Raw genomic sequence first — 15,241 nt, 5'->3', positions numbered from 1 at the left:
GGCCGGGCGCCATCGCGGGCAGGGCCAGCTCCCACAGCGGCCATCGCTCCAGGCGTTCAGCGAGACGTTGGCGCCGCAGAGGAACGCACCGAGGCGGATCTGCCCGCCGCACTCAGCCACCGTGGGCGCCCTCCTCGGCCAGCGGCGCAGGCACGGGCGCCCGCAGCAACAGGCTCACCAGCGCCCACACCGCCAGGCTCACCAGGGCGAGGAACACCATCACCGCCCGGTAGCCCTGCAAGAAGGCCCCCTGCACATCCCCCGCCAGTGGCCCGGCAAAGTGGTGATAAAGCCCCACGCCCACCGCCAGCCCAAGGCCACCGCCGACGTTGTGCAAGGTCATCAGCGAGCCCATGGCCACCGAGCTGACGTCCTGGGGCACGGCGCTGATCCCCAGCACCGTGGACGGCCCGAGGATGCTCGCCCAGCCCAGGCCCATCAGGCCAAACGCCGCCAGCAAGTAGGGCAGCGAGGTCTGGCGGTCGAAGCCCACTTGCAGCGCCGCCGACAGCACAAACAGCAGCAAACCGGTTTTGATAAGCAGCGCCGGGCCTTTGCGGTCCACCAGGCGCCCCACCAGCGGCGACAACAGCGCCACCCCCAGGGTGGTGGGCAACAGCAGCCAACCGCTGGCCTGCACGCCTTCGCCACGGATCAGTGCCAGGTACAGCGGCATCACGAAAAACGCCACGCAATAGAACACCGCCAGGCCAAAACTGGCGACCACCCCGGCGACAAAGCGCCGGTTGGCGAACAACTGCACATCGATGATGGGCGCCGCCACGCGCCTCTCCACCTGGACGAAGGCCAGCAATGCCGCTGCCGCAATGGCGCCCAGGCTCAAGCTCGGCGCCGAGGCCCAGCCCCACGCCGCGCCCTGCACGATCACCAACACCAGGCTCGGCAGGCCCAGCAGCAGCAACAACGCGCCGGGCCAATCGAGGGTTGCGCCCGTATCGCCGCTGCGCGACTCATCGACGCTCAAGGCGCAAATGCCCAGGCTCAGCAGCACGAACGGCACGTTGATAAGGAAGATCCATGGCCAGCCGAACGCGGCGCTAATCACCCCGCCCAACACCGGCCCCACCGCCAGCCCCACGCCGTTGACGCCAAACAGCACGCCGAAGGCCTTGCCCTGCTCATGGCTGGCAAAGGTGCTGGCGACAATCGCCCCGGACGCGGTGTACAACACCGCGCAGGCCAGGCCCTGCACCACCCGCGCAGCAATCAGGCCATCGACCCGCCCCGCCAGCCCCGCCGCCAGCGACGCCAGGCCAAATACCCCAAGGCCGATGAACAGCATGCGCTTGCGCCCATGCAGGTCCGCCAAGCGCCCCACCAGCACCATGACACTCGACAGCGCCAGGATGAAGCCATTGATGACCCATTGCAGGCTGTCCACCGACGCGCCCAAATCGGCCTGCAACGCCGGCAGCGCGGTGTTGACGATGGTGAAATCGACACAGCCGAGAAAACTGGCAATGCTCACCCCCAGCAACGCCCACCACTTGCGTTGCTGTTGCGCAAAAACGCCCATGGAAACTCCTTGGTTGAAAGTCAAAAAAACCATTAGAAAGCCGCTTACCGAGCAATCAGCACGCTCTGTAGTAGCGGGTTTGCCCGCCCCCACAGTTAGCCTGCTGCCCCCCGTTGGCGGGCTAGATCGCAATCGCCCCGCTGGACCAGTTGGGATGGATGACGCCCGGCAGGTTGAAGGGGATGGGGATGCCGCGTTTTTTGAATTTGAGCGGCAGCCAGCGCACGCGGTCGGGGCTGTGGGGTTCGATCAACAGGTCGCGGCTGGTGGCCATGGCGGCGGTCATTGGCTGGGGGTAGAGCACGTAGTCATAACCCTCGCCCGCCCACAGCGGCAGGATGATGGGGATTTCTTCGAGGATGTATTCGCGGCACTGGGCCGCTGCTCGTTCGATATCGGCGTGCTCGTCGCGCAGGCGCAAGCGGTCGGTGAACACGGCAATGGTGCTTTCGATGGCCTCGCGCAGTTCCGCACGCTGCTGGTACACCCCGTTGAGCTGTTGGCGCAGGTCGGCGTAGTGGTCGCTGGCCAGTTCCTGGTTCCAGCGGGTGATGTGGTACGGCACCCGCAAGCCGTCGAGGATGCCCTGGTTGCGCGCCAGCCACGCATCGCCGTCGCGGATCGACGCCGACAACGCTTCGCCCGGGGATTTGCCGTGCTTGTTGTGGCGTTGCAGGGTGTCGGCCACCACCACTTTGACGTGGCTGAAACCGGACTGGTTTATCAGGTGGATGGTAGAGCGCAGCTTCTGGTCTTCGTGGTACTCCTGGCCGACGCTGACCGCCAATACCACTTTCTTGCCGTCGAAGCTGTGGTCTTCGCCACCTTTGTTGAAGTACGCCTTGAGGTTGATTTCTTGCACGCTGCTCATGGGTTTAGCTCCAGTAGGCCAATGGCTGGTGTTCGCCGTAGTAACCGATAAAAACCCCGAGGGTGACCCGGGTGCTGCTGGCCGAAGGGCGCACGGCGTGGATCAGCCGCGGGTTGAGCAGAATCAGGTCGCCGGGCTCGGGTTTGATGACGAAATCCGGCGGCGGCAACAGGTGGCGCTCGATGCCGTAGGCCCGTTCGCCGCGCAAGCGCTGGTACTCCTGCTCGTCGGGCTCGATGCCCCAGATCTCCAGCTCGCCGCCGTCCTCGGGGATCTGCAAATAGATGTTGGTCGACAGTTGGCTAAGCAGTTTCGGCTCGTGGCCCGGCGGCGCATTGCGCTCCAGGTCGTCGGTGTGGGGCGTGAGGTCGACACCGCTGCCCTGAAAGCGGGCGATGCCGACAAAACACTTTTGCCCGTCCACTTGCAGCAGGTGCGCGCCCTGGGGCCAGGTCTCGTCCAGCAGCAGGCGCAGTTCATCGATGGGCGAGGCCAGCGGGCGGAACAGTTCGCGGATGCGGCGGATAGTGCCCGGCGCCTGGGCGTGGTACTCGGCGCGGCTGCGCTCGTCCTGGATCTCGATGTAGGCCTTGCCGATGCGCACGAACTCGGTTTGCTGGCTGAAGGCGCTGCGCAAGTCCTGGTGCAGGAGGCGCTCACGGGCCACGTGCAGCGTGTCGGGCGGGCAGAAGCCTTTGAGTTGGACGCCATAGGAACGTTTCTCCACGACATCCAGAATATGCTGCGCGGTAAGTTGCTCGGCAGTGGTGACTGTAAACATGCAAACTCCCTGAATCCCTGGAATGTTTAACACTGAAACAATTTGTTTCACGGCAACTTTAGGTAGCTGTAAAGCCCTTGTGAAATACCCTTTATCTCTATTCACCTAACTTAAAAATGTATTGAAAATCAGTCAAATAGGCGCGATAAGCGGCCACTTTAAAGTGGTGCATAGTTGATCTGCGCAAGGCTGATAGTTCGCGCTTTACCGCGCTGTTAGTTGGGTTCGTTGAACTGCCCGTCAAAGTAATGGGCGGCATTGAAAGTGCCGTGGATGATGCCCTCCTCGCGGTACAGGTCGGCGGTGTGCTGCACGTCATCGACCACCGCCGGCCCGACATCGATACGGTGGGCGCGGGCGTAACGGTTAGACGCGGCGTGGATCGCCACCGGCAAACCGCTGTAGCCGGCCTGGATGTTGGAAAACGCCTGCTGATGGGCGTCGGCCCAGGTGTAGGCGCGGCCCAGGCGTTGCAGGAAATCGCGCAGTTGCGCCGGTTTGTCGCGGATCGCCGCGTCGTTGGCCACCAACAGCATGTGCCCGGCGAACAGGCCTTCGCCGCTGACCAGCACGCGGCTGCCGCCCTCCATCTGCACCATGCTGGTGTAGGGGTCCCAGGTCGACCAGGCCTGTGCGCCGCCATTGGCCAGCAGGCTGCGCGAGTCCCCAGGTTGCAGGAACACAAACTGTGCGTCGCGCCCATGCAGCCCCACCGAGCGCAGCGCCGCCAGGGCCAGGAAATGGCCGATGGAGCCCTTGGTAGTGGTAATGCGCTGGCCCTTGAGGGAGGCCGCGTCGCGCAGCGGCGAATCGGCCTTGACCACAATGGCGACGGCGGTCTGGGTGACGTTGAGTTTGATGACCCCCACGGTTTTCAGCGGCGCCCCGGCCGCGGCGGCAAACACAAACGGTGCATCCCCCAGGCTACCGATGTCCACCGCCCCCGCCGCCAACGCCTCGGCCGTCGGCGCCGCCGCACCAAAAGAGGCGAACTCGATGGGGTATGGCACGTTCTCCAATTCCCCGGCGGCTTGCAGGAGGATCTTCAGCGACTGTTTCTGGCTCGACACCCGCAACGGCGTGTCGGCCAGGGCGTTAACGCACAGCAGCGACAGCAGCAGCGGCCATAGCGCCAAAGCCGTGCTGCGGGCCGGTATAAGCCTCGCCTGTGGGAGGGCGGGTGTGTTCATTGGGCGCATCAATCAGAACGCCAAGCTGACGCGGCTGTAGTAGTAGCCGCCGCCCAAGCCGTAGGGCGAGAACATGCCGTATTCGTAGGTGCCGGCCCAGGCCTTGAGGCCGATTTTGTCCGGGTACTCGTCGAACAGGTTGTTGGCGCCCAGGGCCACGGTGAGGTTCTGGGTGACGTCGTAGGCCACGTCTATGTCGGTGATCCACTTGGCGCTGTAGGTGCGGTCGTTGGCCGGGATATTGGAGCCTTCGGTGTATTCGCCAAAGCGGGTCAGTTGCAGGTTGGTGGTCCAGTCGCCGACCTTGTAGTTAGTGGACAGGATCCACTTGTCCTTGGGCGTGGATTCGGTCAGGTCGATCTGCTGCTGGCGGTCGAACAGCACGTAACCCGAGCCCAGGCGCGCCAGTTGCGCCGGGGTATCGGCCAGGTCGCGGATGCTGGTTTTGTTGCGGTTGTAGGCCACGCTCCATTTCGCTTCGCCGTACTGGCCCAGGGACTGGCGGTAGTCCAGCACCAGGTCCACACCCTTGGTGCGGGTGTCGGCGGCGTTGGTGTAGTACTGCCCGGCGAGGTTGGGCGAGAGGCCGTTTTCGACAAGGATCTGCGACACCGCCGAGCCCTTGAGGATGCCGGTTTGCAGGATGCGCTTGTCGATGTCGATCAGGTAGAAGTCGGCCGTCAGGCGCAGGCGTTCGATGGGTTCAGCGGTGAAGCCCAGGCTGTAGTTGCGCGAAGTTTCCGGCTCCAGGTCGCGGGCGCCGAGGGCGATGGCTTCCGGTGAATCGGGGCGCATCTGCTTGGTGCGCACCGAACTGGTGGTGCCGTTGGCGCCGAACTGGGTGACGGTGCTGGTGGTGGAAAACACGCTCTGGGCCAGGGACGGCGCGCGAAAGCCATTGCTCACCGCCGCCCGCACCGCGTAGCCGGGGCTGAATTCATAGCGGGTGGTGAGTTTGCCGCTGGTGGTGTCGCCCACGCCCTGGTTGTACTTCTCGTAGCGCCCGGCGGCGCCGACATACCAGTTGGGGGTGATGTTCAGGCCCAGGTCGACGTAGGCCGCTTCGCTGTGGCGCTGTAGGTCGTAGGCGTCCTCAGGCGTGGTGCCGTTGACCGAGAACAGCCCCGGGTCGGGGTGCACCCCGGCGAATTTGCCCACATCCGGCACATAGCTGCCGTAGTTGTAGGCATTTTCCTCGCCGGCTTCGAGGGCGTATTTTTCCCAGCGGTATTCCAGGCCGAACGCGGTTTCCAGCGGGCTGCTCCAGCCGATATCGAGGGCGCGGCTGAAATCCAGGTTATTGGTCCACTGGTCGAAAATCAGGTTGCCCAGGTGGAAGTCGTGCTGGCCGTAGGGGCCGTTGGAGATGTTCAGGTTGTTGGCGGTGTCGAGCACGGCGCGGTCTTTGCCGTAGGTGCTGCTCAGGTCCCAGCCCCACTCGGCCAACAGGCCTTTGGCGCCGCCGGCGATCTGGAAATCGGTCTCGTGGATCTCGCGCCGCGCCTGGCCGCCATTGGGGTACGGCGCGTTCGGCACGCCGGCCAGGCTGGTGATGTCGGTGGGTTTGCGGTGGCCCAGGTCCTTGTTGCTGTTGCGGTAGCTGAGGGTGGAAAAGGAGTACAGCTTGAGGTCGTCCTGCAACGGCAGTTCGGCGTTGTAAGCCACGCTGGCGGTGCGGTCGCGGCCCAGGCCATATTCGCCGCCCCAGCCCTGGCGGTTGTTTTCCCGCGGGTCGGGGGAGCCGTCGGGTTGCTTGAAGTACAACTGGCCATCAGCGGCGGCGGAACGCTCGTAAGGCTCTTGCACCTTACCGTCGAAGGACAGGTTGAAAAACCCGCCGTTTTCCCCCAGCCCCGTGCCCCAGTTGATCGCTTCGTGGCCGGTGGTGCCGTCGCCATCGTAATACTGGCCCAGGGTGGTGTCGGCGCTCAGGCCTTCGGCGTTGCGCTTGAGGATGATGTTGATGACCCCGGCGATCGCGTCCGAACCGTACTGCGCCGCCGCGCCGTCGCGCAGCACTTCGATGCGCTCGATGGAGGCGGTGGGGATCAGGTCCAGGTCCACCGGCACCGAGGCGTTGCCCACCCGCGCGCCGTTGTTTATCAGCGCCGAGTTGTGGCGGCGCTTGCCGTTAATCAGCACCAGCACCTGGTCGCCGCTCAGGCCACGCATGCTCACCCCGCGCACCAGAAACGCCGTGCCGCCACCGTTGATGGTAGGCACGTTAAAGGACGGCAACAGGCGCGCGAGCATTTCCTTGAGGCCGTTCTGGCCGATGGTGCGCAGTTGCTCGCTGTCGATCACATCGATGGGCGCCGGGCTGTCGGTGACGGTGCGCTGCTGGCTGCCGCGCACCCCGGTGACCACCACCGTGCCCAGGGCCTGGTCGGCGGCGAAAACAAACGGTGCGGGGCTGGCCCAGAGCAGGCCCAGGCCCGCGCCGAACAGGGTTTTAGAGAAGTGTGAAGGCATGGCGGGAATCCTTTTCTGGCAGCGTTCAAGGGGCCTTGGCGGCAACGGCTTCGATTTCGATCAGGGCGCCGGGCAAAACCAGCCCCGCCACTTGCACCGTGGTGCGCGCCGGTTTCAGCGGTTGTTGGGCGTTGCCGAAAAACTCGCGAAAGGCCACTTGCAGGCCCTCGAAATCCAGCTTGCCGCCCAGGGCCGGGTCGCCCACCAGGTACACCCGCAGTTGCACCACATCCGCCAGTTTCAAGCCCTGGCTGGCCAGCACCGTTTCCACCTTGCGCAGCACCACCCGGGCCTGGGCCTCGGTGTTGCCGGCGGCGCGCACCTGGTCCTTGGGCGCCTTGGCGTCCACCGGGTCGGGCAGCAGGCCGGAGAGGTAGGTGACCTCGGTGTTGGCGGGCAAGGTCACCGATTGCAGGATCGGCGAGTTCGGGTAAGTCGAGGGCACGCGTTCAATCCCCGCGGCCCAGGCGCTGCTGGCGGCCAACAGGATCCCCATCCCCACTACGGTTTTGTTCAAAGACATGTACAGGCACTCCAAGGTTTTTTATGGCCAGCCTCGGAGGTCCGCTACCTGGCGTATCAATGTCGCTATGTGAATGAAAGCGCGGCTTTTTCAGGCCGTTTGCTTGACGGGCGAGGCTTGCGAGCGCTCGAACAACTGGCGCACCACGCGCCGCGCCGCGGCGGCGGCGGATTCCTGCCAGATACCGATGCCGCTGTGGGCCAGGCCATCGCTGGTCAGGTACACCCGGCCCTGGGCCTGGTTGAGCAGGCTGTAGTCGGGCTCGGCCACTTCATGGTTGAGCCACGGGCCTAGGGCATAAGGAATTTTGCTCCAGGCCACCGCCAGGGGTTTGCCCAGCTCCCGGGCGTGGCCGGGGTGCAGCAGCTCCACGGCCTGGCGGGAAATCTCGATCTGCTCGGCCAGGCTCTTTTCGCCGAATTTGCGCGCGGTTTCGCCGTTGTTGTACGCCGCCACCAACACGCCCTGAGCCTGGTTGAAACCGCCGCTGGGGTACCACAGCCCGGAGGCTTCCTGGTTGATGAACGACAGGCCGCCGTAGATCTGGTAGTCGCGTTCCCAAAAGCGCGGCGCCTGCCAGGCCACTTTATTCGCGTAGCCGAACTGCACCGCGCCAAGGGCCTTGCGCACCGGTGCGCTGAGGTTGCTGTCGACCTTGGCCAGCAGCGGCAGGGGCAAAGCGCTAATCACGTAATCGGCGCGGATGCGCTGCTCGCTGCCGCTTTTCAGGTCGCGGTAGCCGACCTCAACAAAATCGGCGTGGTTATGCAGCGAGCGCACCTCGGCACCCAGGCGCACCACCCCTTGCAGGCGTTGGGCGAAGGCCTTGGGGATGCGGTCCATGCCGCCCACGGGTTGGAACATAGTGGGAGAGAATTCCGGGTATTCGTCGATCATCAGCGCCGTGGTCAGGGCCGGGTTGAGCAGGGTTTGCAGGGGCAGCGGGTCGTTCTTCTGCGCCCGTTGATCGCCGGCGCCGGGCCAGACTTTGTAGCCGGAGCGGGCCGAGCCCAGGTATTGAAGCTTGTCGGACAAATCGCCCCAGGTTTTCAGGAAACTCAGCAGGTGGCTGCGGTCGGCGGCGCTCAACTCCTGGTCCAGGGCGTTGCGGTTGACGGCTTTGGCCAGCAATTCGGAAAAATGCCCACGGCTGTCGTTCACCGCTTGGCGGATCTGGATTGGCGGCTGGCTCAGGTCCGGGCGCACCAGGGCATTGCGGCTGGTGTTGACCAGCACTTCCAGCTCCACCCCCAGTTCGCGGCAGTAGCCGAGCATCAATTGGTGGTGGCTGGGGATGCGCCCGGGGCCGGCGTTGAGGTAAAAGCCATCATCGAACTGGGCGACCTGGGCGCTGCCGTCGGTGTAGGCCACCCGGTCGCCGCCGCGCACCGTCCAGTTGCGCCCGCCCACCCGGTCGCGGGCTTCGAGCAGGGTGACGTTGAACCCGGCCTTTTGCAGTTCATAAGCGCTGACCAGGCCACCGATGCCGGCGCCGATCACCACCACACTGGCGCCCTTACCCACACTGGCGGTGGGCAGGGAGGCGTAGTTTTCCGCTGCGGCCAGGGCCGCGCCATTGACCCCCAGCAAACCCATTACCGCCGAAGCGGCCTGCAAGCCGCCCACGGCGGCCACACGGGCGATCAATTGTCTTCTGGTCAACGGCATGCAAGCGCTCCCTGCCTGGCGGATGGATAGTGCATTCGGTTATAGCCCGGCGCTGCGTTCAGCAACTTGGGTCTATGGGAAGCCATCCTAGGGGGCGTTATTTAATAAGAGAAATACATTTTAAGCATATGCAAATATTAATTAGTTTCATATTTACAGCGGATTATTCTGCGTTGTTTGCATGAGCCGCGCGCGCCGCCGCCTCGGCCACGACCCGCAGCAGATTGGCGCCCCAGATCTTCGCCAGGTCTGCCTCGCCATAGCCCGCCGCCAACAAGCGTTCGGTAATGCGCGGCAGTTGCGTTACGTCCTCCAGGCCCTGCACCCCGCCACCGCCGTCCCAGTCGGCGCCGATGCCAACGTGGTCGGGGCCGACGACATCGAGGATGTGCAGCAAGTGGGCCATAAAGTCGTCCAGGGTGGCGCGGCGCTCTGGGTATTGCGCCTCGACCGCGCGGATGCGCGCCGCCAGGTCGGCCACCTCGGCCGGGGCCATGCTGGCCGCCAACCGGAACTCGCGGTACAGCGGCGCCAGGGCCTTGTTGCGCGCCGGGGCGGGCGGGTTGTCGAGCAAGTCGCTGGCAAAGGCGTTGACCTGCACCACCCCGCCCTTCGCCGCCAAGGCGCGCAAGCGGCCATCGTCGAGGTTACGCGGGTGGGCGGTGACGGCGCGGCTGCTGGAATGGGAAGCGATGATCGGGGCCGTGGACAGTGCCAGCACCTGGTCGAACACCGCGTCCGAGGCGTGGGACACGTCCAGCACAATCCCCAGGCGATTGGCCTCTTGCACCAACTCACGCCCGGCCGGGCTCAAGCCGTGCCAGTGCGCCAATGCCGTGGCCGAGTCGGCGAAGCTGTTGTTGGCCGAGTGCACCAGCCCCAGCATGCGCAGGCCCAGGCGCTGGTAAGTGGCCAGCCGCGTGGGGTCGGCGGCCAGGGGTTCGGCGTTTTCCAGGCTGATAAACACCACCCGCTGGCCACGGGCGACGATGGCGGGCACATCCTCGGCGGCCAGGGCCAGGGCGAACTCCTGAGGGTGAGCGGCGATCATGTCGCGGATACGCGTGATAACCGCCAAGCCGTGCTCGCTGGCCAGGGTGCGGCCCTCGGCGGTCAACGGCCCCTGGGGGGTGAACACCGCCCAAAAACCGCCATCCAGGCCTCCCTCGCGCATGCGCGGCAAGTCGACCTGGGACAGGTCATCGCCATAGCGATGGCGCTGGGCGATATCCCAGCCCGGCCGCGCCAGTTGCATGGGAGTGTCGAGGTGGCTGTCAAGCACGGTCAGGCGTTGGTGCAGTTGCAGCGCCGGCTCCTGCGCCCAAAGTGCGGGGCTGAACAGGCAAAGCAAGGCAAGGGTACTGCGGGCTAAAGGCATGCAATGCCCTCCTGGGTGAATGGGATGCTGTGGGCACAGCACATTGCCTTGCAGGAGCCTGGCTGCCAGCGATGGCGCCCTTAGAACCGCCATTGCTGGCAAACCAGGCGCCTACAGGATTTCACGGCAGTGGTCAGCCCCAGCGAAAGCTGCGGTCCCACAACCCCGACACATCCAGCTTGTTGGGCAGCACCCCCGCTTCGAAAAACAAATCCGCCACGTCCTGCTGCGAGGCGATGGCCGCGTCATCCACCGGTTGCAGCAGGCGCGGGCCGCTTTGCGCGCGGTATTGGGCGAGGAACACCTCGCGGGGCATGCCGAGGACTTTCGCGCTTTTGCTCGCCCATTCTTCGGGGTGGGCAGCGATCCATTGCCAGGCGCGGTACTCGCGCAGCACGTAATCGGTGATGGCCGCGTGTTTGAGCGGGTCAGCGATGCTGGCCTGGTTGGCGGCGATCACGTAGTTGCCCGACAGGTAGCCCTGGCCGGTCTTGAGCACGCGCGCGCCGCTGCGCAGTTCGGCCAGTTGGATGAAGTAGCCGAAGGTCACCCAGGCATCCAGCGCACCGTTTTGCAGTGCGGCGAAGCCGTCCTGCGGGGTCAGAGCCATGGGCACGATGTCGGCAAAGCTCAAGCCCTGTTCCTTGAGGGCCTTGAGCAGAAAGTAGTGGGAACTGGTGGAACGGATGTAACCCACCCGCAGGCCCTTGAGCTGGGCCACCGACTGCACCGCCGAGCCCTTGGGCACCACGAAGGCCTGGTTGTTGACGTCGCCGGTGAGTACCGCGATCAGCTTCACCGGCGCGTGGTTCTTGATGCCGAAGATCGGCGGGATCTCGCTCATGGGCGACAGGTCCAGGGTGCCGCTGACCAACGCCTCGAAGCTGAGGTTGCCGCCGGTGAATTCGGCGTACTTGACCCGGTACGGCGCCGCGCCGATGCCGGCCTCGGGGAAGAAGGTCGGTGCCGCGCCTTTATAGGTGGCGACGTTGAGGGTGACCCCCGCCAAGTCCGGCGCGGCCAGGCCCAGGCGCGGCAGGCCGGCGGCCAACCCGGCGACACCGGCCCATTGCAGAAAACGACGACGTTGCATGGCGCTGATCCTTAATCGAGAAAGTCCGCTTCGCTGCGCAGGATTTGCTGGCGATAGGGTTGAAAGCTGAACCAGCCACCGAACTCGGTACCCACCTGGCGCGCCGTGTGCTGCGCCACCGCATGGGGAATTGGCCGGGGCGTGCCCGCCGCTTCCGCAAGCAATTGCGTGTGGGCGGCGTTGTCCAGGGCGATAAAGCGCCACGCCGCCGCTTCCACGGTTTGCCCCACGGTGAGCAGGCCATGGTTTTGCAGGATCAGCGCGTGGTGCCCGGCCAGCACCTGGGCGATGCGCGCGCCTTCGCTGGCCTGCAGCACGACGCCGCTGAAGTGGTCGAACAGCGCGTGTTTTTCGTAGAAGGCGCAGGCGTCCTGGGTCAGTGGGTCGAGCAGGCGCCCCAGGCTCGACCAGGCCTTGCCATGCAACGAATGGGCATGGGCGGCGGCCACCACATCGGGGCGCGCCTCATGCAGGGCGGCGTGGATGGCGAACGCCGCCAGGTTCAACGCGCCCTCGCCTTCGACGATTTCGCCGTGAGGGTTGACCAGCAGCAGGTCCGACACCCGCAAGTGGCCAAAGTAAACGCCCACCGGGTTGACCCAGAAATGGTCCGGCCACTGCGGGTCGCGCACGGTGATATGGCCGGCGCCCCCCATGTCGAAGCCCTGGCGGGCGAACACACGGAACGCCGCCGCCAGGCTCTGCTTGCGCGCCAGGCGTTCAAGGGCGGCGGTGGGCTGTTGCGGCGGGTGTTCCCAGCGCGCCACGGTGTGGCCTTGGCGCGGCAGGTCGTACACCGCCGGGCGAAGAGGTGCGGTCATGGCTGTGCTTCCTCAATGGCAATGGACACGGCATTTTCCAGGGCGCGGCCATGGGCCAGGTGCGCGAGGTTGCGCCCCAGCAGCAGGGCGATCTGGCGGTACACCTCGGGGCAATTGGCCGAGGTGTGGGGCGACAGCCGCACCCGGGGGTGGCGGTAGAGCGGGTGCCCGGCGGGCAACGGTTCGGGGTCGCTGACGTCCAGGCTGGCCAGGGCAATGCGCCCGCTGTCCAGGGCCTGGAGCAGCGCTGCTTGGTCGATCAGCGCCCCGCGCGCGAGGTTTATCAAGTGCAGGCCGGGCTTGGCCGAGGCCAGCACCGAAGGGCCGATGACGTGCCGCGTGCGCTCGGTAAGCGGCGCCGCCAGCAGCAGGTGATCGGCGCGGGCGAAGAGTTCATGCACATCCGCCACCCCCTCTACCCCCGGCACCTCGAAGGGCTGGGCGCTGTGACGCAGGGCAAGCACCTGCATGCCCAGGGCCTGGGCCTTGGGCGCCAGCGCCTGGGCGATACGGCCAAAGCCGAACAACCCCAGGGTGCTGCCGCTGACTGAGGCCAAGGGGCGTTGCTGCCAGTGCTGCGGGCCGTCGATCCACACCTGCGGTAGCTGCTTGGCGGCGGCGAAAATCGTCGCCAGGGCGAACTCGGCCAGGGTCGCCGCGCTGGTGCCCCGGGCGCTGGCCACCGCCACGCTGCGAAACAGCCACGGCGGGAAAAAATCCAGGCCCGAGGTCACCAGTTGCACCAACTCCAGGGCAAAGGGCCAACCCGCTGGCGGCCCCGCTGCCTCGAGCCACTCGCCATGGGGCGCGGCCAGCAGCACCCGCACATCCGCCGGCAACGGGCGGGGCAAGCCCCGGGGCACCTCCAGCACCTGTATTCCCGGCAGCCACTGGCGCAGTTGCTGGTTGAACGCGGCGCCCAGTTGGCTGGCGACGCGGCTCATGCCTGCCCCCCACGGCTGGGCAAGGCGAACGCGGCGCGGCCCACGGCGCCAAGGATGGCGTCGTTTTGTGGGGTATGGATGCGGCTGCACAGCACGTCGCGGTAATGCCGCTCGATCGGGTTGCCCCGCGCCAGCCCCGGGTTGCCGATGGCTTCGATGCCCAACTCGACGGCGCTGATGGCGTTGCTGGTGACCAGGTATTTGATTTGCGTCGCTTCGCTGGCGGCGACCCGGCCTTGGGCGGCGGCCTCCAGCAGCACGCGGTTGGCCAGCAGCAGCGCGTCGATGCGCCCCAGCAGTTCATGAAAACGCGGCAGGCTCGACAGCGGCGCGCCGAGGTTGGCCGGCACCCGTTCGGCCAGCCAACCCACCAGCCAATCGCGGGCGGCGCGGGCTACGCCGTCGTAGATCGCCGAGAGCAACACGGCGAGCCACAGCAGGCCATCGCTGTCCAACTCGCTGGGGCGCGGCACATGGGCCGGTTGGATATCGACGGCGTATTCCAGGGGCACGAACACCTCGTCGAACACCACGTCGTGGCTGCCGGTGGCGCGCATGCCCAGGTGATCCCAGGTCTCTTCGACAACGATGCCGGGGGTGTTGCGGTGCACCAGCCAAGTGCCGACGCGGGGCTCGGCCTCGTCGCTGCGCGCCCACACCGACAGCCAGGTCAGGCCGGGGATGCCGGTGGAGTAGATCTTGCGCCCGCTCAGGCGCCAGCCGCCCTCCACCCGCCGCGCCACGGTGGCGGGCAAACCGCCACGGGCCGGGGTGCCGAGGTCGGGCTCGACCCGCAGGGCGTTTATCAGCGCGCCATCGTGCACCGCCTCGTGGGCCAGTTGTTCGCGCAGGTGCAGCGGCCAGGCATGGTTGTGCTGCAAGCGGCTGTGTTGCAGGTATTGCATCACCAGCACCAGGGCGGTGGACGGCTCGCCCCGAGCCACGGCGCTGATAACCCGCCGCGCCTGGTCGAGGGTGGCGCCGCTGCCGCCCAGGCGCCGGGGCACGGTCAGCGCCAGCAGGCCATGCTCGTGCAGGCGTTGCAGGTTGGCGTGGGGGAAGGCGCTGTGGCGATCGTAGTGGGCGGCACTGGCGGCGAATTCGCGACTCAGGGTGGCCAGCACATCGGCGAAGGCCGGGCCGTCGAGGTCGGCCAGGGGCGGTTGCGGGCGCTGTACGGTGGATGCACTCATGGGTGGGCGGTCCTGCTCAGGGGCTGGGGGTGCAAGGCTGCGGGCGGGTGGTCGGTGGCCACCCCCAGCAGGCTCAGCAAACGTTCGCGCAAGGCCTGGAAACCCGGGTGGGCGACCTGGCGCGGGCGCGGCAAACGGATCGGCATGTGTTCGGCGATGCGCCCATGGGCCAGCACCACCACGCGGTCGGCCAGCAGCAGCGCTTCGTCGACGTCATGGGTGACCAGCAGCACCGCCGGGGTGTGGGCGCGCCACAGGCTGATAATCAGTTGATGCATGCGGATGCGGGTCAGGGCATCCAACGCGGCGAACGGCTCATCGAGCAACAGCAACTGCGGCTCGCGCACCAGCGCCCGGGCCAGGGCCACGCGCTGGGCCTCGCCGCCAGACAAGGTGGCGGGCCAGGCATTAAGGCGGTGCTGCAAGCCCACTTCGGCCAGGGCCGCCAGCGCCCGCGCCTTGGCCTCGCCACCGCGCACCCCGAGGGCGACGTTGCGCCAGGCGCGCTTCCAGGGCATCAGGCGCGGCTCCTGGAACACCGCCGCCAACGCCTGGGGCACGCGCAACTGGCCTTCGTCCACCGCGTCCAGCCCGGCAAGGGCGCGCAGCAGGGTGGTCTTGCCCGACCCGCTGCTGCCCAACAGGGCGACGAATTCGCCGGGGGCGATGTCCAGGTCCAGCCCATCGAGCACGGCTTGGCCGGCGAAACGCCGGGTCACGCGGCGGCACTCGACGGCGGCGCGGGGGATGGGGTTTAGGGGCACGCTCAT

The 15,241-nt window shown here is 66.4% G+C and carries 13 protein-coding genes; all 13 read right to left on the bottom strand.

Going from position 1 to position 15,241, the window contains the following annotated elements:
• Positions 1–112: 112 nt before the first annotated feature.
• The 13 genes from CKW13_RS03585 to CKW13_RS03525 all read right to left on the bottom strand — a co-directional run bounded on the left by CKW13_RS03585 (position 113) and on the right by CKW13_RS03525 (position 15,241).
• Positions 113–1,537 carry an MFS transporter gene (locus CKW13_RS03585; protein WP_095107113.1) on the bottom strand — a complete coding sequence of 475 codons (1,425 nt, stop codon included), beginning with the start codon at positions 1,535–1,537 and terminating at the stop codon, positions 113–115.
• A 121-nt stretch (positions 1,538–1,658) separates the two neighbouring features.
• On the bottom strand, positions 1,659–2,408 hold the full coding sequence (locus tag CKW13_RS03580; protein ID WP_095107111.1) for a tRNA-dependent cyclodipeptide synthase: 750 nt from the start codon (positions 2,406–2,408) through the stop codon (positions 1,659–1,661).
• A gap of 4 nt (positions 2,409–2,412) precedes the next feature.
• The gene (locus tag CKW13_RS03575; RefSeq protein WP_095107109.1) at positions 2,413–3,189 is read right to left on the bottom strand and encodes a 2OG-Fe(II) oxygenase; all 777 of its coding nucleotides are present in this window, start codon (positions 3,187–3,189) and stop codon (positions 2,413–2,415) included.
• 215 nt (positions 3,190–3,404) lie between these two features.
• Positions 3,405–4,379: an aliphatic sulfonate ABC transporter substrate-binding protein gene (locus tag CKW13_RS03570; RefSeq protein WP_256576504.1), complete on the bottom strand. Its 975-nt coding sequence runs from the start codon at positions 4,377–4,379 to the stop codon at positions 3,405–3,407.
• 12 nt (positions 4,380–4,391) lie between these two features.
• Complete coding sequence (locus CKW13_RS03565; RefSeq protein ID WP_095107106.1) at positions 4,392–6,851, bottom strand: TonB-dependent siderophore receptor; 2,460 nt, start codon at positions 6,849–6,851, stop codon at positions 4,392–4,394.
• 25 nt (positions 6,852–6,876) lie between these two features.
• Positions 6,877–7,374: a RidA family protein gene (locus CKW13_RS03560; RefSeq protein ID WP_095107102.1), complete on the bottom strand. Its 498-nt coding sequence runs from the start codon at positions 7,372–7,374 to the stop codon at positions 6,877–6,879.
• Between the two features lie 90 nt (positions 7,375–7,464).
• Positions 7,465–9,042 carry an FAD-dependent oxidoreductase gene (locus CKW13_RS03555; RefSeq protein ID WP_095107100.1) on the bottom strand — a complete coding sequence of 526 codons (1,578 nt, stop codon included), beginning with the start codon at positions 9,040–9,042 and terminating at the stop codon, positions 7,465–7,467.
• Positions 9,043–9,205: 163 nt separating this feature from the next.
• Positions 9,206–10,420 carry a dipeptidase gene (locus CKW13_RS03550; protein ID WP_095107098.1) on the bottom strand — a complete coding sequence of 405 codons (1,215 nt, stop codon included), beginning with the start codon at positions 10,418–10,420 and terminating at the stop codon, positions 9,206–9,208.
• Between the two features lie 133 nt (positions 10,421–10,553).
• The gene (locus CKW13_RS03545; protein ID WP_095107096.1) at positions 10,554–11,513 is read right to left on the bottom strand and encodes an ABC transporter substrate-binding protein; all 960 of its coding nucleotides are present in this window, start codon (positions 11,511–11,513) and stop codon (positions 10,554–10,556) included.
• Between the two features lie 11 nt (positions 11,514–11,524).
• Entirely contained in the window at positions 11,525–12,334 is an 810-nt protein-coding gene (locus tag CKW13_RS03540) for a class II aldolase/adducin family protein (RefSeq protein WP_095107094.1), read from the bottom strand.
• A complete protein-coding gene (locus tag CKW13_RS03535; RefSeq protein ID WP_095107092.1) occupies positions 12,331–13,278 on the bottom strand; it encodes a D-isomer specific 2-hydroxyacid dehydrogenase family protein in 948 nt (315 codons plus the stop codon). Before CKW13_RS03535 ends, CKW13_RS03540 begins: the two co-directional genes overlap by 4 nt.
• Entirely contained in the window at positions 13,275–14,471 is a 1,197-nt protein-coding gene (locus CKW13_RS03530; protein WP_095107090.1) for an acyl-CoA dehydrogenase family protein, read from the bottom strand. Before CKW13_RS03530 ends, CKW13_RS03535 begins: the two co-directional genes overlap by 4 nt.
• Positions 14,468–15,241, bottom strand: a complete 774-nt coding sequence (locus CKW13_RS03525; RefSeq protein ID WP_095107089.1) for an ABC transporter ATP-binding protein — start codon at positions 15,239–15,241, stop codon at positions 14,468–14,470. The genes CKW13_RS03530 and CKW13_RS03525 overlap by 4 nt, the downstream gene beginning before the upstream one ends.

The sequence above is a fragment of the Pseudomonas sp. Irchel 3E20 genome (assembly GCF_900187645.1).
Taxonomy (GTDB): domain Bacteria; phylum Pseudomonadota; class Gammaproteobacteria; order Pseudomonadales; family Pseudomonadaceae; genus Aquipseudomonas.
The sequence above is the reverse complement of the archived record's forward strand: the minus strand, read 5'-3'. Positions and strand labels throughout refer to the sequence as shown.